Consider the following 18044-nt stretch of genomic DNA (forward strand, 5'->3'; position numbering starts at 1 on the left):
AGAGAAGCGTGACTGCTTCGTTAAGCAGAAAGCATCAGTGAATCTGCTTTTGCTTCTAGGTTTGTGCCACCCATTAGATAATCATCGATAGCACGGGCACATTCGCGGCCTTCATTGATACAACGAACCACCAAAGATTGGCCTGTTCGCATATCACCAGCAGCAAATACGCCTTCTTGGTTAGTAGCAAAATCTTGAGTTGCTACGTTACCGCGATCGTCTAGTGCGATATCCAGTTGAGCAAGTACGCCTGTTGGTTCAGGGTGTAGGAAGCCCATCGCTAGAAATGCCATATCACATGGAATCACACGCTCGCTGCCTTCTACTTCTTTGAAGCTTGGGCGCTCGCCTGGTTTTGCATCTTGCCAAACGATATCAGCAAGACGAAGGCCTGTGACTTCACCTTTGTCATTTCCGATGAACTCTTTGGTCAGGATGTTCCAGTGACGATCGACACCTTCTTCATGAGAGGTCGAAGTACGTAGGATCATTGGGTATTGAGGCCAAGGCATATTGGCTGGGCGCTTCTCTGGTGGAATCGGCATGATTTCCACTTGAGTTACACTTGCTGCGCCGTGACGGTTTGATGTTCCCACACAGTCTGAACCCGTATCACCACCACCGATAACCACAACATGTTTACCCGCAGCGTGAATTTCTTCCGTTTTCAGGTCCATGTTATTGGCGCGACGGTTGTTTTGACCTAGGAATTCCATCGCGAAGTGAACGCCTTTTAGTTCACGACCCGGAACGGGCAAATCACGTGGAACCGTTGAGCCACCGGTTAGTAGAACCACATCGAACTCTTGACGCAATTGTTGAGCATTTACATCAACACCGACGTGTTGGTTTACTTTAAACTCAATGCCAGCTTCTGCCATTAGATTGATCTTGCGATCAATGACTTCCATGCTCAGTTTAAAGTCTGGGATACCAAAACGTAGCAGACCGCCCACTTTCTCGTCTCGCTCGAATACCGTCACAGTATGACCAGCGCTGTTTAACTGCTCAGCAGCCGCAAGGCCAGCAGGGCCCGAACCGATGATCGCAACGGTTTTGCCAGTTCGAGAGCGTGGTGTTTTTGGTTTGGCGTACCCTTCACTATACGCCGTTTCCACGATGGTTTTCTCGATATTACAGATAGTGATTGGATCTTGGTTGATACCAAGTACACAAGCACTTTCACATGGAGCAGGGCAAACACGACCAGTGAACTCTGGGAAGTTATTGGTTGAGCTTAGAATGTTCCATGCTTCTTCCCAGCTATCACGATAAACTGCATCGTTAAACTCTGGGATGATGTTACCGATAGGGCAGCCGTTATGACAAAACGGCACACCACAATCCATACAACGAGAAGCTTGAGTATTGATTTTGTCACCAAACTCCTCGTTCAGGACGAACTCTTTGTTGTTCTTGATGCGTTCAGCTGGGTCGATCTTCTGTGGTAGTTCACGACCATGCTCTAAAAATCCAGTAGGCTTACCCATTATACGGCCTCCACTTGAGTTTCGTTTCCTTGAGACTGTGCTTCAGCTTTACGCTTTTGAAGAACCGCTTTGTAGTCACGCGGCATTACCTTAACCATAGAGGCTAGGCTTGCTTTAAAGTTGTCTAGGAAAGACTGAGCGACTTCACTTCCTGTGAATTGAACATGCTTAGTTAGCATGTCGAGTAATAGATCTCTGTCTTCTTGCTCGATTGGATCTAGGTCTACTAGCTCTGGGTTCAGTTTTGACTCAAAGTCACCTGATTTATCCCATACGTAAGCTACGCCTCCACTCATACCAGCGGCAAAGTTACGACCTGTTGAACCAAGGATGATGGCTGCACCGCCAGTCATGTATTCACAACCGTGGTCACCGACGCCTTCTACTACTACTTTCGCGCCTGAGTTACGAACACAGAAACGTTCACCAGCCATACCGCGAATGAAAGACTCACCCGAAGTTGCACCGTAGAAACACACGTTACCAACCACGATGTTGTCTTCCGCGACAATACTTGATTTTGCATCTGGGTAAAGTACTAAGGTACCGCCAGATAAGCCTTTACCCCAGTAGTCGTTCGCGTCGCCTTCTACTTCGAACTTCACGCCCTTAGCTAGGAATGCGCCGAATGACTGACCCGCAGAACCTTTGAACTTCACGTTCATTGGCTGAGGTAGACCGGCATCTTTGTACACTTTCGAGATTTCGTTCGACAACATGGTACCTGCAGAGCGGTCCGTGTTAACGATAGGGAACTCGGCATTCACCGCTTCGCCTTTCTCGAGTGCAGGAATCGCTGCTTGAATCAGCTTACGGTCTAGCACTTCTTCTAAGTTGTGGTTCTGCTGAGCTTGGTTGAATACACCATCAGCTTCACGTGGTTGCTCAACGTGAAGAACAGGAGACAGATCTAGGTTCTTGTATTTCCAGTGAGAAACGTCTTGGCGAATCTTCAGCTTCTGACCTTGACCGACCATCTCATCGATAGTGCGGAAGCCAAGTTCAGCCATGATTTCACGTAGACCTTGTGCCATGTATTGGAAGAAGGTTACGACGTCTTCTACGCGGCCATCAAAGCGCTCGCGAAGTGTCTTATTTTGAGTCGCGATACCAACAGGACAGGTATTCTTATGACACTTACGCATCATGATACAACCTTCAACCACCAATGCTGCGGTTGCCACGCCCCATTCTTCTGCACCGAGTAGTGTTGCCACTGCAAGGTCGCGAGGTGTCTTCATCTGACCATCCGCTTGAACCACGATACGGTTACGTAGACCGTTCTTCAGTAGCGTTTGGTGCGTTTCTGCCAAGCCAAGTTCCCAAGGAAGACCTGTATGGCGGATTGAAGACATTGGGGATGCACCAGTGCCGCCGTCGAAACCTGCGATTAGTACAACGTCCGCTTTCGCTTTCGCTACACCAGAAGCGATCGTACCTACGCCTGCTTCTGATACCAGCTTCACGTTTACACGGCCTGCGCGGTTCGCGTTCTTCAAGTCGTAGATAAGCTGAGCCAAATCTTCGATTGAGTAGATATCGTGGTGTGGTGGTGGAGAGATAAGGCCAACGCCCGGAGTCGAGTGACGCGTTGCACCGATCCAGTCATCTACTTTATCGCCTGGTAGCTGACCACCTTCACCTGGCTTCGCACCTTGAGCCATTTTGATTTGCAGCTCATCAGCGTTAGTTAGGTAGTAAGAGGTTACGCCGAAACGACCAGAAGCCACCTGCTTGATTGCAGAGCGTTCCCAATCGCCGTTCTCTTTGCGCTCGAAACGCATTGGGTCTTCACCACCTTCACCAGAGTTCGATTTCGCGCCAAGACGGTTCATCGCAACAGCTAGTGTGGAGTGTGCTTCGTAAGAAATAGAACCGAATGACATAGCGCCCGTCGCGAAGCGTTTCACGATGCTTTCAATTGGTTCGACTTCGTCGATAGAGATAGAACCTGCTGGGTTCTTAATGAATTCTAGCTGGCTACGCAGAGTTACTGCGTTGTCACCTTGTTTATCTACGGCTGTCGCGTACTGCTTGAACTGATCGTAGTTCTTGTTGCGCGTAGACTCTTGCAGTAGAGAAATGGTTTCTGGGTTGAATAGGTGCTTCTCACCACGCTGTTTCCATTGGTAAACACCACCAACATCCAGCATTTGAATTGGGATTTCGCGTTGTGGGTAACCGATGCGGTGACGGATCAGCACTTCTTTGGCGATATCATCAAGGGTTAGACCTTGGATACGAGAAACTGTACCTGTGAAGTATTTGTCTACCACGGATTTATGGATGCCCAAGGCTTCGAAGATTTGCGCACCATGGTACGACTGTAGCGTTGAGATACCCATCTTCGAGAAGATCTTCAGAAGACCGCCATTGATCGCTTTACGGTAGTTGTTGAACAGATCACGAGGGTTCGCTTCTGGATCCAACTTCTTCGTACGTTGAAGTTCAATGATGGTTTCAATCACTAGGTAAGGGTTAACCGCATTCGCACCGTAACCAAGTAGCGTTGCAAAGTGGTGCGTTTCACGCGCGTCACCAGTTTCAACCACGATGTCACACTTCGCACGTAGACCTTTACGGATCAAGTGGTGGTGCACTGCGCCAACTGCCAGCATTGCTGGAATCGCCGCGTGGTTTGAATTCACTGCGCGGTCAGTGAGTAGGATGATTGAGTAACCATCGATAACCGCGTCTTCTGCGTATTGGCAGATACGTTTTAATGCACGCTCAAGTTTGCCTTGATCTTCACTAGCTTGGAATACGATATCCAACGTTTTCGCTTGTAGGTGCTCGTTATCGATCGCACGCAGTTTTTCAAGCTCTGAGTTCGCCAGAACCGGCGATTCTAATTCGACTTTCTGACAGTGAAGTGGTGTTTCAGTCAGAAGGTTTTGGTCTTTACCCAAGTAAGTGTTCAGCGACATAACCATACGCTCACGGATCGGGTCGATCGGCGGGTTGGTTACCTGTGCAAACAGCTGCTTGAAGTAGTTTGAAAGGTGCTGAGACTGATGAGATAGAACCGCAAGAGGCCAGTCGGCACCCATTGCTGATAATGGCTCTTTCGCGTCATTCGCCATTGGAACGATGATTTCGTTCACTTCTTCAGTGCTTACGCCAAACGCTTGTTGGCGGTGTAGAAGGTGTTCTGGCTTAGGTTGGCTGAACTGGTTGCTCGCATCTGGCAGCTTCTTCAAGCTCAGTAGGTTTTCTTCTACCCATTTCTCGTAAGGCTGTGCCGTTGCGATGGTGTCTTTCACTTCTTCATCGGAGATGATGCGACCTTGCTCTAGGTCTGCAACGAAGATACGACCCGGTTGTAGACGACCACGGAACTCTACGTTCTCTGGTTCAATATCCACAACACCAGATTCAGATGCCATCACTAGGAAGTTATCTTTGGTCACTGTGTAGCGAGAAGGGCGCAGACCGTTACGGTCTAGTGTCGCACCAACTTGAACACCATCAGTAAAACATACTGAAGCAGGACCATCCCATGGTTCCATGATGTTCGCGTGGTACTGATAGAACGCGCGACGTTTAGGATCCATGTTTTTGTTTTCTTGCCATGCTTCCGGGATCATCATCATCAATGCGTGTGGCAGGCTGCGACCAGAAAGAACTAGGAGCTCAAGTGCCATATCGAAGTTAGATGAATCCGAGCTGCCTTCCTGACAGATTGGAAGAAGCATGTCGATTTCAGCCTGAGTAAACAGGTCTGATTCTAGAATTGCTTCACGGGCTTTCATCCAGTTCAAGTTACCGCGAACTGTATTGATTTCACCGTTGTGGGCAATGTAACGGAAAGGCTGTGCAAGACGCCATTTCGGGAAGGTGTTGGTAGAGAAACGAGAGTGTACCAGTGCTAGTGCAGTCACCATGGTCGGGTTTTGCAGATCAAGGAAGTACTGAGGTACTTGCTCGGTCGTTAACTGACCTTTGTACACCAATGTCTTGTAAGACATGGAGTTAATGTAGAAGTCGTCACCAATGTTCGAAACGCTTTCTAGGCAAACACGTACAGTGTAGTTACGAAGTACGTACAGTTTGCGTTCTAGCTCTTCAGGTGTGATGCCAGGGCCACCAGAGATAAACACATGCTCAAACTGAGGCTCTGTGCTTAGTGGGTCTGCACCGATCATTGAGTTGTCGGTTGGCAGAACGCGGTAGCCGATAACTTCAAGATCTAGACGCTGTGCATTACGTTCTAGAATGTCACGGCATTGCTCGCGTTTGTATTCGTCTTTCGGGAAAAGAACGACACCAACACCATACTTTTCAAACGAAGGCAGTTTAATGCCTAGCTTAACGGCTTCTTCTAATAGGAATTCATGAGGTTTTTGTAGCAAGATACCCGCACCGTCACCGCTGCATGGGTCACAACCTTGACCACCACGGTGTTCCATGCGAGCCAGCATATCCAATGCTTGAGTCACTACTTCATGAGATTTACGGTTTTTAAGGTGAGCAACAAAACCGATACCACAAGCGTCATGCTCCAGTTCCGGAGTGTACAGACCCTGTGGATTTTGCTCTCTATCTACCATAGATACATCCTTCCAGTTCAATGTCGACGCAAAAGTACCGGGCAGCAAATACTACCTAGACTATTGATTACGTCTTGTCCTTTATATTTATTATCGCCACCGATCTAGGTTGACCGGTCTTGATTCCTTTCCGTATCTCGCAGGAAAAGTTTTGCGAGAAAAACAATCCTTGGTGGTATCCCTTTATTTATTATCACTATCTAGTGATTTATATAGGTAGGAGTGGGATAACACCGACAAATCCCGCAGTGTGCTTTGTAATAAAAGTCACAAAAATAACGGGGTTGTGTAAGTATCCTACAATTTTGTCACTTCAGAATGCAATGAAAAAGTCGGCGTTGTGACCCAATTTTTTCGTTTAATTATGCATTTTTAGTTTAACACTTACGCAACATGAACGATTTTTGTCTTTAATTATGCAAGTTTATTGATTTTGACCCGCATGATGGGTGTTTGAATTGATTAATATTGTGTGTTTTTTCTTGCAGGGATGTAATTTATTTACACAGATCGTAGTGAGATTGATTACGATTTATTGTTGGTGAGAATTTATGCAGTTACATGAGTTGGTCAATACAATCGGCCAAGATCTTCAGCGTCGATACGGTGAAAAGGTTCATAAGTTAACATTGCACGGTGGATTTAGTTGCCCTAACCGCGATGGCACGATTGGGCGGGGAGGATGTACATTTTGCAATGTGGCTTCGTTTGCAGATGAAGAAGTCCAGATAAAAAGCATTCACGAACAGTTAAAAGATCGCGCAGGTGAAATTCACAGAGCGAAGAAGTATCTCGCTTATTTTCAGGCCTACACCAGTACCTATGCCGAAGTACAAGTTCTCAAAAACATGTATGAGGAAGCACTAAAGGCTGCAGACATGGTTGGTCTTTGTGTGGGGACGCGTCCTGATTGCGTCCCTGATGCGGTATTGGATTTACTGTCGGGCTATGTACAGCAAGGTTATGAAATTTGGCTAGAACTAGGTCTTCAAACCGCCAACAATGACACCCTAAAACGTATCAATCGTGGTCATGACTTTGAGTGTTATGCCGAAATCACTAAGCGTGCGCGAACACTCGGAATCAAGGTTTGTACTCACTTAATTGTGGGTTTACCCAAAGAAACCCGCGCCGAAAATATTGAAACCCTGCAAAAAGTGTTGGCCGTGGGAACGGATGGCATCAAGTTACATGGCTTGCATATTGTCGAAGGTAGCACCATGGCGAAAGCTTGGCGTGCTGGAAAGCTAGAAGCCCCTGAATTAGAAGAATATGTTGCGATCGCCAGTGAAATGATTCGTATGACACCACCAGATGTGATTTATCATCGCGTTTCATCAGCAGCCAGGAGGCCCACGTTATTATCGCCTCTGTGGTGTGAAAACCGTTGGCTAGCGATGACGGAAATTGGTCGAGAACTCAGTGCTCATGGTGCTCAAGGGAGCCTTACAGGGAATGCCTTTATCTATACTAAACCGGAATTAATAGCAGATCGCTCAATAAATAACTGATATATTTTAACCAGTGTTCTTTGAAGGTTTAAACGATGGATCAGTTACTCAATTGGCTTTGGGGTGGTCAAGGCGGTTATGGCTATGTCGTCTTGTTATTAATCGCAGGCGTGTGCGCGTTAGCACTGATCTATTTGCACTTTCAGACGTCACTTAAGCAACTAGTAACGGATTCTCCCTATCCAGTCATAGTGGTGGACACTAGCCATGCTCAGCTCTTGCTATCTAACCAGGCTGCGATGCAGTTATTAGGCATTCGCTCTTTGGGAACGGGGTATTTGTATCCTGCTTTATTCGATATTCATGAGCTTGAGCAGTTTCTCGATCGCTTCTCTAGTCGTCATTTTCGTCAGCAGGCTTTTGACTGGCGACTATCTGATAGTGAATCTATTAAAGTGGAGCTGTCAGGCAGAAAGAGTTTATTGCGCAATCATCGAGTTTGGATTCTTTATGCTCAGCCATATCAAGCCACTCACCAAGAGCAGCAACAAGAACTTGCGCAATTAATCATCGCACGTTCGGCATTAGACTCACTTTCAGAGCTGATTTGTACCCAAGACCGCCAAGGCAATCTGTTAACGACCAATCGAGCATTTGATCAATTCTGGCAAGGGCGAAGGGAAGAAGCTTGCGCATCCAAGACCTTGGGTGAGATGACCAGAAAAAGCGAACGTAAATGGACAACGGATCCACAAGGTCGAAGTTGCTTACTGGAAGTCAATCAAAACTCTCTTGTTTCGCCGAGTGGTGAGCTTATCGGTACGCTGTCTATTAGTCATGACGTGACTGAATGGCACAAGATGCAACAGAATCTGCGAGATGAAATGGAGCGTCGCAAAGATACAGAGGTGGCGCTAGCGCAAAGAGATACTATCTTACAAACGATTCTGGATGCCAGTCCGGACTCTATTGGTATTTTCAATGAGAACATGGTCTATCAAGCGTGTAATCAGCCTTTTGTTAAGGCGTTAGGAATTTCAAAAATTTCTGATTTGATAGGTAAGCGCCTCCAAGACGTGATTCCTAAAGAGATGTACGCGCGCTTAGCAGACAGTGACTTAGAAGCATTACGCCAGTTAGAGCCAGTTCGATACATAGATAAAGTCGTGAGTAGTGATGGTAAAAGTACGTGGTTTGATGTGGTGAAATCGCCTTTTAAAGATAAAGCATCAGGAACGAATGGTGTGCTGATCATGGCGCGTGATATTTCTGAGCGTTATCTTGCAGAACAAAAGTTGGAAAAAGCCAACCTAGAGTTAGAAAAATTGAGCTTTATGGATAGCTTAACTCAAGTATCGAACCGACGCCGTTTCGATGAACAACTGCAGGTATTGTGGTACCACCATGCTAGAGAAAAGCTGCCGCTCACCATCATGTTATGTGACATCGACTTTTTCAAAGATTACAACGACTGTTACGGTCACCAACAAGGTGATGAAGCGTTAGTCAGTGTTGCTACCGTGTTTACACAAGTCATCAATCGTTCTTCGGATTGTGTTGCGCGTTATGGTGGCGAGGAGTTTGGTTTTATCTTGCCGAATACCACCACGGAAGGTGCGCGCAACGTAGCACAGCGTATTCATGAGAAAATTCTACAGCTTGATATGGAACACGACAGTTCAGAAGCATCTGAACGCCTTACCGTCAGTATCGGTCTGGTCTCTTACATTCCTCAGCATGGTGATGAACCCGAAATGGGCATCGCTATGGCTGACAGTGCGTTATATCAAGCTAAAGCTGATGGACGTAATCGCACTTGTATTCACCCCAGTTCTTGCTAACGCTTTGTGACCGCTTGCTCTAAGTTGATAGCTGATTGTTTAAATCACCGTATTAAACACGTTAAACTTACACAAGCCTGTGCGCTCGTTGGTTTATCTTTTTATCTCGTGTCACAAGCGCAGATCGCACCGTGTGTTTTTCACTAATCAAACAGACCTAAATTGCGTTAGGTCGAGTGCATTTACCTGTTTTTCATCATCGAATGGCGCTATCTAGCCACCACCATGGAGTAGTTAATGAAACCCATGAAAAATCTCGCCCAGTATTATGTCGACTTGCTAGTCAAACTGGGGATTGTTCGCTTCTCTATTTTGCTAGCCCTTGCGCTGGTGGCATTAGCTGTTGTGGTGCAGGTAGGGATTACTTTAGCTCTCAAAGGGCGAGTAGATGATATCGACATTGTCCGTTCGGTGTTTTTTGGTCTATTGATCACCCCTTGGGCGGTTTACTTCCTCTCTGTGGTTGTAGATCAACTAGAAGAGTCTCGCCAGCGTTTAACTAAGCTGGTGTCCAAACTGAAGGACATGCGTTCGCGAGATCAAGAGCTGAATTACCAACTTCAACAAAACATTGAAAAGCTTAACCAAGAAATTGAAGAGCGTATTAAAGCGGAAGAAGCACGTGAAGAGGCGATGCAAGACCTCGAAAATGAGGTGTTCCAACGCGAACGTACTCAATTAGAGTTGGCAGAACGTACCGCATTACTGCGTTCATTTATTGATGCCTCACCAGACTTAATTTACTACCGCAATGCGGATGGTGTTTTCTCTGGCTGTAACCGCGCGATGGAAGAGCTAACGGGCAAGAAAGAGCACCAGTTAGTCGGATTAAGCCCTTGGGATGTGTATAGCAAAGAAATCGCCGAGCATATCGTTGATACTGACCAAAAGGTTTTTGCCGATAATCAAGCAATTACTTACGAGCAATGGCTCGAATACCCAGATGGTCGCAAGCATTACTTTGAGCTGCGTAAAGTGCCATTTTACAGCAAAGATGGCCGCCACCTTGGTCTCGTTGGGTTCGGTCGTGATATCACTGAACGTAAGCGCCATGAAGAGTCGTTAGAGAAAGCAAGCCGCGACAAAACTACCTTCATCTCAACCATCAGTCATGAGCTGCGAACGCCGCTGAATGGCATTGTAGGCTTAAGTCGTATGCTTCTAGATAGTCCGTTGACAGAAGAGCAGCGTAAACACATGCAGACCATCAATGTGAGTGCGATTACTCTAGGTAACATCTTCAACGATATTATCGATATGGATAAATTTGATCGCCGTAAGTTAGAACTATTACCTGCGCCACTTAACTTCGAAGACTTCGTCGCAGAGATTGAGAGTATCTCAGCTCTGATGGCGGAACAAAAAGGGTTACGCTTTGACTTAGAACGTTTAAGCGACTTGCCAAAAGCAATTGAAGTGGATGCAACCCGTCTACGTCAGGTGATTTGGAACTTGGTCAGCAACGCAATGAAGTTCACCAAGGAAGGTGGCGTTGTGATGACAGTGAGCGCGGATGTCGAAGACGATTTTGCGACCATTATTATGGAAGTGGAAGACACAGGTATTGGTATCCCAGACGAAGAGCTAGATAAGATCTTTGCGATGTACTACCAAGTGAAATCAGGCAAGGACAACCTGCATGCGGTCGGTACAGGTATTGGTTTGGCGGTATCTAAGCAACTGATCAATATGATGGATGGTGACATTACGGTTACCAGTGAGGAAGGCTTTGGTAGCACTTTTACTGTATCGATCCACGTTCCGATTGTTGAACTAGCTGAGCCAGTCATTGATGCGAAACGCGACAATGTGCGCCTCAACATATTTATGGTCGAAGACATCGAGCTTAACGTAACTGTGGCTAAATCGTTACTAGAGAGCCTAGGGCACTCTGTCACCGTGGCAATGACGGGCCAAGAAGCGTTAGTGAACTTTGTGCCAGAAAAATACGACTTAGCGTTGTTGGATATCCAACTGCCTGATATGACGGGCTTTGATGTCGCCAATTATTACCGCAAGCATTATAACAATCTTCCTCCATTGGTCGCCTTAACTGCTAATGTAATGAAAGATCGTCGTGAATACTTAGATAACGGCATGGATGATGCGATCAGTAAGCCGCTGGCAGTGAATGCTATTCAGTCAGTGATTGATAAATTCTTCGCTCACCAGTTAGAACAACCTAAGGAAGTGGTGAGCGGTCCCGAAACAGTGGAAGAGCCAGTGCCTTCTCCTGTGATTGAGACACATTTGCTCGATATGGATATGTTAGAGTCTTACGTCGACATTGTTGGTGCAAAACCTGTCTACGACAGCATAAAAATGTTTGAAGATATGATGCCAGACTATATCGATGTCTTAGATTCGAACATGACAGCGAAAGATCAAGATGGGATTGTTTCTGAAGCGCATAAAATCAAAGGTGCTGCAGGTTCAATTGGCCTGAAACGTATCCAAAGTGTGGCGCAAAAAGCGCAATCGCCCGATATGCCAGCATGGTGGGAAAACATTTCAGACTGGGTTGAAGAGATCAAAAATGAATACCAAAACGATATTCAAGTCCTCAAAAGTTGGTTGGAACAAAGGAAATAACATGAAAAGAATCGCACCATTGGCATTAGCCATGGCATTGATGGCAGGCTGTAGTTCCGTTCCAAATGTGAATTGGCAACAAAACAGTCAGATTACGATTAATGAGGTTAATGTTGAGCTCAAAAGTAATTTATGGGTGAACCTCATGCCGAATATTGGGGACGTGGAAGAGCAAAGTATTCAAGGTGCACTTTACCTCGAAGGAGATCAGTTACTTCCTGCAAATCTAACGGCAGAAGCTCTTATTATTAAACAGGGGCAAAAAGAGTGGTTGGTGGACAGTGCGTCTTTAGATACTCGAACGCACAGTGAAAGCCGATGGGAGGTGGCGTTCTCGTCTCACATTGATGTGAACACAGAAAAATCGGTTGATATCGCAGTGCTTCTAGACGATGCGGGTAAACAGCGTTGGTTAGTCGAAAAGTACGTGAAGATTAACAAGGTTTATTAACCGCAATGATGTTGCATTAGTCGTTAGACCTAAAACAAAAAGGGCTTGCTCAATGAGCAAGCCCTTTGCATATTAGCGGTTAAATCTAGTCTTCTAGATCGCCACAGAAGCGGTAACCTTCGCCGTGGATAGTGGCGATGATTTCTGGCGTACCTGAAACAGACTCAAAGTGCTTACGGATACGACGAATCGTTACGTCTACAGTACGGTCGTGTGGCTTAAGTTCACGACCAGTCATCTTCTTAAGAAGATCTGCACGAGTTTGAATCTTACCCGGGTTCTCACAGAAGTGCAGTAATGCGCGGAACTCAGAGCGAGGTAGCTTGTAGCTATCACCAGCAGGGCTTACTAGAGAGCGGCTGTTGATGTCTAGTACCCAACCGTTGAATTCATACTTTTCTACCGAGCGCTTCTCTTCTTGCACCGCGTTAGAGCTCATTGAGCGACTAAGTAGGTTACGTGCACGAATAGTTAGTTCACGTGGGTTGAATGGTTTAGTGATGTAGTCATCTGCACCAATCTCAAGACCTAGGATCTTGTCTACTTCATTGTCACGGCCTGTCAGGAACATTAAAGCAATGTTCGCTTGCTCGCGTAATTCACGCGCTAGTAGAAGGCCATTCTTGCCTGGAAGATTAATGTCCATAATAACCAAGTTGACTGAGTTATCAGACAACACTTGGTGCATCTCTTCACCGTCACTGGCTTCAAAAACAGCGTATCCCTCTGCTTCAAAAATACTCTTAAGAGTGTTACGAGTTACTTGCTCATCTTCAACGATAAGAATCTGCGGGGTTTGCATTGGCGGTACCTAAATTTGTGACAAAATTGTGCTAATAGAATAAATTCTAGGCAAAAATATAACATACAGGTAATGTGATTTTGATAATAAATCAAGTTGATCAAAAAAACACTTCTTTCAGTTATCCGCCCTCCATGGAATTTTGCCAACTCACCAGTATCCAATGGCGACGTTTATTCTAAAGGGCTTGTTTACCTTTCATTTCCTGCTTTCAGTGGGGCCTGAAACGTAAACACCCTAAGATATTGAGCGGATTTTATATTGTTAACAGCATGCTAACAATGCTCAAATGTTAATTCCATTCAGTTTGTTGATTTATATCAATTGATGAAATGTAACTGTTATTAATCGTTTAAGACTTATGATAGAAAAAAGTAATAAGAACATAGACGCATCGTTATGGAATGCTTATTCAGAATCTTTTTTCAGATTCGAAGCCGAGTGGCGTGTTTCAAACTATGCTGTGATAACCGCTTGGAACCCATACAGTAACTTGAGGTCCAAAGAAGAGAACAGCATAAACAATCACGCGTTAGAAAAACAGCTACAGCACGTTAATTACGCGCCTGTCACGGTAGGTGATAGCGCTTTTACATGGTATGAGGAAAGCTTTGCCGTCGAGTTGTCGCCAGAGGTAGCCGTTGAATTGGCGAGTGACTTTCAACAAAACGCGATTTATTACGTCATTAATGACCAACTTTATCTTATTGCGTGCTCGCAGCCGAAAGTTTTTCATACGTTAGGCTCCATTAAACCTCGGCTCGTATAGAAGGTATAGAAAAGGATACTGCTCACTGAAGCACCGCTTGGGTGAGAAAATTCACGGAGGAAATATGAGAGACATTACACCCGATATTTGTGACCAATTTGAAGACCAAGTGAGCTTGCTTACTTTACCATTGCAGAACTTTGGTCAACGTAGCGCTTTTTACGGTGAAATCGTTACGGTGCGCTGCTATCACGATAACTCGAAAGTGCGTGAAGTACTGGGCGAAGATGGAACGGGTAAAGTATTGATTGTTGACGGACATGGATCGTGTCAGAGAGCATTACTCGGCGATCAATTAGCGATACTCGGAATAGAAAATGGGTGGGAAGGTATCATTGTCTATGGTGCAATACGCGACGTAGCACAAATATCTCAAATGGACATTGGCGTTCAAGCTCTTGGAACTAACCCGTTTAAAACAGAGAAACGCGGGATAGGAGAGGTAAACGTAACCTTAACGATGCAAAACCAAATCGTTCAACCTAAGCACTACGTTTACGCGGACTGGAACGGTGTGTTGATTTCTAAGCAAAAGCTGGACTTCTAAAAACGAAAGCCTAAACCAACCTCAAAGCCTTGTTGCCAATCTTGGTAATCAAGAGTCGCGTGAAGATCCAGTTTATCGGTAATTTTTACGCGACTTGATACTTCAGCCGCGAGGCTACTGTCGTCTTGGCGAATACCTTCCGCTGTTTCGTTCTTGTAAGAGCGAACTGTACTTTTCAGCGTGACACGATCATTAAAGTGATAGCTGATCCCACTCAAAAAACCACTTTGATTTTTGGTAGGAGAGTTATTGACTCGCGCACCGACATAAACGTCTACCGAATCAAAAAGTTCGTAAGCGTAACCCGTATCGATATTCCAAACATCAAAACTGTCAGACTGATAACTGTCGCTGGAAATGAATAGTTTATGAGGAGAAGGGGATGTTTTACCTGGAAGCGGCGGAAGCTCGTTTGCTAGACAAACACCAGGCACAAAAAACAGCAACAGAAAAAGCCCTCTTTTCATGTTCACCACTCCTTGTGTCAACTTTTTTATTAGTATGCGCCCAAAGCTTCTCACTATTAAAGCATAGAATATGAAAGCTAGCTCACCTATTTTCTAAATAATTCGATCCTATGAACATAAGTCACAGTTAAGTTGTTGTTATGTGTCACAACCCTCTCGAATTATTTGATCGTACGTTTTATGGCAAAGATCAGACTAGTTATTAGATAAAAAACCGAACTGGTGATGATGGTTAAGTCCTTTACAAAAACTAACTGTAGATTTTTAAATGATCAATAATGTGTAATTAACTATAAATATCAATGACATTGCTTAGCAGAATTCTCTGAAAGATGGAAAAACAAACAATTTTTTGTTGACTATGTATCAGAAACTCGGTAAACGTAGAGTTAAGCAAACACAATTAACGTTGAATATTTATTTATGCCATCTAACAGCCTAGTAGTAATGACCACGACCATTATTATTACCGACACGACACATGTTGGGGCAGGCTGCTGAGCGAAAGAAATTCACAAAAAAGGCCTGTATCCAACAAGATACAGGCCTTTTTTTATGCTTTTTTATCCAGAATTTAGACAAATTTAAGAAGATATACCGGAGGAAGGGATGCGAGTATTGAAGTTTGGCGGATCATCACTAGCTGATGCAGATCGCTTTTTGAGAGCGGCAGACATTATTGCCAATAACGCTCAACAAGAAGAAGTGGCGGTTGTTCTTTCCGCTCCTGGTAAAACAACAAACAAATTGGTTGCGGTCATTGAAGGCGCATTGCGCAATGGTGAAGCAGAACTACAAATCAAAGAGTTGGAGGAGTCGTTTAAAACGCTCTTCACTCAAGTCCAAGCAGTACTACCCAATATCGATGGTTCAGCTTTCGATAACCAAGTGAAAACTTCTCTCTCTCAATTACGCCAATTCGTTCATGGCATCAATCTTCTTGGCATGTGCCCAAACAATGTTAATGCACGTATTATTAGCAAAGGCGAACGCGTTTCGATTCAATTGATGAAAGCGGTGTTAGAAGCCAAAGGCCAGCCTGCACATCTTATCGACCCAGTTGAATACCTATACGCAAAAGGTGATCACCTTGAAGCCATGGTCGATGTAGATGTTTCAACGCAAAACTTCCGCCAAAACCCTCTTCCTCTGGGCCATGTGAATATCATGCCTGGCTTTACCGCAGGTAACGAGAAAGGTGAATTGGTAACACTTGGTCGCAATGGCTCTGATTATTCGGCGGCGGTTCTTGCGGCGTGTCTGCGCGCAGATTGCTGTGAGATCTGGACAGACGTAGATGGTGTGTACAACTGTGACCCTCGCTTAGTCGAAGATGCTCGCCTACTTAAATCTCTTAGCTATCAAGAAGCGATGGAGCTTTCTTACTTCGGTGCTTCCGTTTTGCATCCGAAGACCATTGCTCCTATCGCGCAGTTCCACATCCCATGTCTGATCAAAAACAGCTTTAACCCACAAGGTGCAGGAACTTTGATTGGGCAAGACACTGGTGAAGACAATCTGGCGATCAAAGGTATCACGACGCTAAACGACCTAACTATGGTTAACGTCTCCGGCCCAGGTATGAAGGGTATGGTTGGCATGGCAAGCCGCGTATTTGGCGCAATGTCTTCCGCTGGTGTGTCTATTGTTCTTATTACTCAGTCTTCTTCTGAGTACAGCATTAGCTTCTGTATTGAGGCAGAAGATAAAGCAAAAGCGCAACAAGTACTGGCCGATGCGTTTGAGTTGGAACTGAAAGATAGCTTATTAGAGCCGGTCGAGTTTATTGATAATGTTTCAATCATAACGTTGGTTGGTGACGGCATGCGTACATCGCGCGGTGTTGCATCTCGCTTCTTCTCATCTCTTGCTGAAGTGAACGTAAACATTGTAGCCATCGCACAGGGCTCATCTGAGCGTGCTATCTCAGCCGTGATTCCTGAAGATAAAATCTCTGAAGCAATCAAAGCGTGTCACGAAAACCTCTTCAACTCTAAGCACTTCTTAGACGTATTCGTGGTTGGTATTGGTGGCGTTGGTGGTGAGCTGGTGGATCAGATCGAGCGTCAACAGGCGAAGCTTGCGGAAAAAGGCATCGTTATTCGCGTGTGTGGCTTGGCAAACAGCAAAGGTCTTTTACTTGATAGTGAAGGTCTGCCACTCGAGCATTGGCGTGATCATATGTCGGCAGCGACAGAAGAGTTCAGCCTAGCGCGTTTGATTTCTTTGGTTCAACGTAACCACATCATCAACCCAGTATTGGTTGACTGTACATCAAGTGAAGATATCGCGAACCAATACGCTGATTTCTTAGCTGCTGGTTTCCATGTCGTTACACCAAATAAAAAAGCAAACACAGCAAGCATGGCTTACTACCATCAGCTTCGCGATGTTGCGCGCAGCTCTCGTCGCAAGCTGATGTACGAAACAACTGTGGGGGCGGGTCTACCGGTAATCGAAAACCTGCAAAACCTAATCTCAGCGGGTGATGAGCTAGAGCGCTTTAGCGGTATTCTTTCTGGCTCTCTGTCATACATCTTCGGTAAGTTAGATGAAGGTATGAGCCTAAGTGAAGCTACTAATATCGCAAAAGAAAATGGTTTTACTGAACCGGATCCTCGTGATGATCTTTCTGGTATGGATGTCGCGCGTAAGCTTCTGATCCTAGCTCGTGAAGCAGGCATGTCTCTAGAACTAGAAGACGTTGTGGTTGATCAAGCACTGCCACCAGGTTTTGATGATTCTGGTAGCGTTGATGAATTTATGGCGCGTTTACCTGAAGCAGACGCTTACTTTAAAGAATTATCTGCAAAGGCAGCGGAAGAAGGCAAAGTACTGCGCTACGTTGGTGAGATTAATGAGGGCAAGTGCACAGTAAGCATCGCAGCGGTGGATGAAAACGATCCAATGTATAAAATCAAGGACGGTGAAAACGCACTGGCATTTTACAGCCGTTACTATCAGCCAATCCCACTAGTGTTACGTGGCTATGGTGCAGGCACCGAAGTAACGGCTGCGGGTGTATTTTCTGACGTGATGCGTACTTTAGGTTGGAAACTAGGGGTATAACAATAATGAGTTCAA

12 protein-coding genes and 1 other annotated feature are annotated in these 18044 nt (G+C 45.4%); of the genes, 8 read left to right on the forward strand and 4 right to left on the reverse strand.

Going from position 1 to position 18044, the window contains the following annotated elements; genetic code table 11:
- Positions 1–20 precede the first annotated feature (20 nt).
- Together IJ23_RS09245 and gltB are read right to left on the reverse strand one after the other, a co-directional pair.
- Positions 21–1490, reverse strand: coding sequence for a glutamate synthase subunit beta (locus IJ23_RS09245; protein WP_033906098.1), 1470 nt, complete (start codon positions 1488–1490; stop codon positions 21–23).
- Positions 1490–6040, reverse strand: a complete 4551-nt coding sequence (gene gltB, locus IJ23_RS09250) for a glutamate synthase large subunit (RefSeq protein ID WP_033906099.1) — start codon at positions 6038–6040, stop codon at positions 1490–1492. The genes IJ23_RS09245 and gltB overlap by 1 nt, the downstream gene beginning before the upstream one ends.
- A gap of 551 nt (positions 6041–6591) precedes the next feature.
- Between gltB and IJ23_RS09255 the strand changes: the two genes are divergently transcribed.
- From IJ23_RS09255 to IJ23_RS09270, 4 genes are all read left to right on the forward strand, one after another.
- Positions 6592–7551 (forward strand): TIGR01212 family radical SAM protein, encoded by a 960-nt coding sequence (locus IJ23_RS09255; protein ID WP_033906100.1) that lies wholly within the window; start codon positions 6592–6594, stop codon positions 7549–7551.
- Between the two features lie 35 nt (positions 7552–7586).
- Positions 7587–9332, forward strand: coding sequence for a sensor domain-containing diguanylate cyclase (locus tag IJ23_RS09260; RefSeq protein ID WP_033906101.1), 1746 nt, complete (start codon positions 7587–7589; stop codon positions 9330–9332).
- A gap of 237 nt (positions 9333–9569) precedes the next feature.
- Positions 9570–11924 carry an aerobic respiration two-component sensor histidine kinase ArcB gene (gene arcB / locus IJ23_RS09265; RefSeq protein ID WP_005381826.1) on the forward strand — a complete coding sequence of 785 codons (2355 nt, stop codon included), beginning with the start codon at positions 9570–9572 and terminating at the stop codon, positions 11922–11924.
- A 1-nt stretch (position 11925) separates the two neighbouring features.
- On the forward strand, positions 11926–12375 hold the full coding sequence (locus IJ23_RS09270) for a hypothetical protein (protein WP_005381825.1): 450 nt from the start codon (positions 11926–11928) through the stop codon (positions 12373–12375).
- A gap of 85 nt (positions 12376–12460) precedes the next feature.
- Here IJ23_RS09270 and arcA read toward each other — a convergent pair whose 3' ends face one another.
- Positions 12461–13177 (reverse strand): two-component system response regulator ArcA, encoded by a 717-nt coding sequence (gene arcA, locus IJ23_RS09275; RefSeq protein ID WP_005381824.1) that lies wholly within the window; start codon positions 13175–13177, stop codon positions 12461–12463.
- A 361-nt stretch (positions 13178–13538) separates the two neighbouring features.
- Between arcA and IJ23_RS09280 the strand changes: the two genes are divergently transcribed.
- Entirely contained in the window at positions 13539–13946 is a 408-nt protein-coding gene (locus IJ23_RS09280; protein ID WP_005381823.1) for a DUF3293 domain-containing protein, read from the forward strand.
- A gap of 64 nt (positions 13947–14010) precedes the next feature.
- Entirely contained in the window at positions 14011–14493 is a 483-nt protein-coding gene (locus IJ23_RS09285) for a putative 4-hydroxy-4-methyl-2-oxoglutarate aldolase (protein ID WP_005381822.1), read from the forward strand.
- Here IJ23_RS09285 and IJ23_RS09290 read toward each other — a convergent pair.
- Positions 14490–14960 carry a hypothetical protein gene (locus IJ23_RS09290; protein WP_005381821.1) on the reverse strand — a complete coding sequence of 157 codons (471 nt, stop codon included), beginning with the start codon at positions 14958–14960 and terminating at the stop codon, positions 14490–14492. The two genes, IJ23_RS09285 and IJ23_RS09290, sit on opposite strands and share 4 nt — an antisense overlap.
- A 423-nt stretch (positions 14961–15383) precedes the next feature.
- On the opposite strand from IJ23_RS09290, the gene thrL reads away from it, so the two are divergent.
- Both thrL and thrA read left to right on the forward strand, forming a co-directional pair.
- A complete protein-coding gene (gene thrL / locus IJ23_RS24100; protein ID WP_074192076.1) occupies positions 15384–15461 on the forward strand; it encodes a thr operon leader peptide in 78 nt (25 codons plus the stop codon).
- Positions 15397–15516, forward strand: a sequence feature (Thr leader region). It overlaps the preceding gene by 65 nt.
- A 53-nt stretch (positions 15517–15569) precedes the next feature.
- Complete coding sequence (gene thrA / locus IJ23_RS09295; RefSeq protein ID WP_033906102.1) at positions 15570–18029, forward strand: bifunctional aspartate kinase/homoserine dehydrogenase I; 2460 nt, start codon at positions 15570–15572, stop codon at positions 18027–18029.
- The last annotated feature ends 15 nt before the right edge of the window (positions 18030–18044 follow it).

The sequence above is a fragment of the Vibrio sp. OY15 genome, from assembly GCF_000742455.1.
Taxonomy (GTDB): domain Bacteria; phylum Pseudomonadota; class Gammaproteobacteria; order Enterobacterales; family Vibrionaceae; genus Vibrio; species Vibrio alginolyticus.

Bases quoted from the DNA above. Each gene is read 5' to 3' on its own strand.
- IJ23_RS09270 (WP_005381825.1), top strand. From the start codon at position 11,926: ATGAAAAGAATCGCACCATTGGCATTAGCCATGGCATTGATGGCAGGC.
- IJ23_RS09255 (WP_033906100.1), top strand. From the start codon at position 6,592: ATGCAGTTACATGAGTTGGTCAATACAATCGGCCAAGATCTTCAGCGT.
- IJ23_RS09280 (WP_005381823.1), top strand. From the start codon at position 13,539: ATGATAGAAAAAAGTAATAAGAACATAGACGCATCGTTATGGAATGCT.
- thrA (WP_033906102.1), top strand. From the start codon at position 15,570: ATGCGAGTATTGAAGTTTGGCGGATCATCACTAGCTGATGCAGATCGC.
- IJ23_RS09290 (WP_005381821.1), bottom strand. From the start codon at position 14,960: ATGAAAAGAGGGCTTTTTCTGTTGCTGTTTTTTGTGCCTGGTGTTTGT.
- IJ23_RS09260 (WP_033906101.1), top strand. From the start codon at position 7,587: ATGGATCAGTTACTCAATTGGCTTTGGGGTGGTCAAGGCGGTTATGGC.
- arcB (WP_005381826.1), top strand. From the start codon at position 9,570: ATGAAACCCATGAAAAATCTCGCCCAGTATTATGTCGACTTGCTAGTC.
- IJ23_RS09285 (WP_005381822.1), top strand. From the start codon at position 14,011: ATGAGAGACATTACACCCGATATTTGTGACCAATTTGAAGACCAAGTG.
- IJ23_RS09245 (WP_033906098.1), bottom strand. From the start codon at position 1,490: ATGGGTAAGCCTACTGGATTTTTAGAGCATGGTCGTGAACTACCACAG.
- arcA (WP_005381824.1), bottom strand. From the start codon at position 13,177: ATGCAAACCCCGCAGATTCTTATCGTTGAAGATGAGCAAGTAACTCGT.
- gltB (WP_033906099.1), bottom strand. From the start codon at position 6,040: ATGGTAGATAGAGAGCAAAATCCACAGGGTCTGTACACTCCGGAACTG.
- thrL (WP_074192076.1), top strand. From the start codon at position 15,384: ATGCCATCTAACAGCCTAGTAGTAATGACCACGACCATTATTATTACC.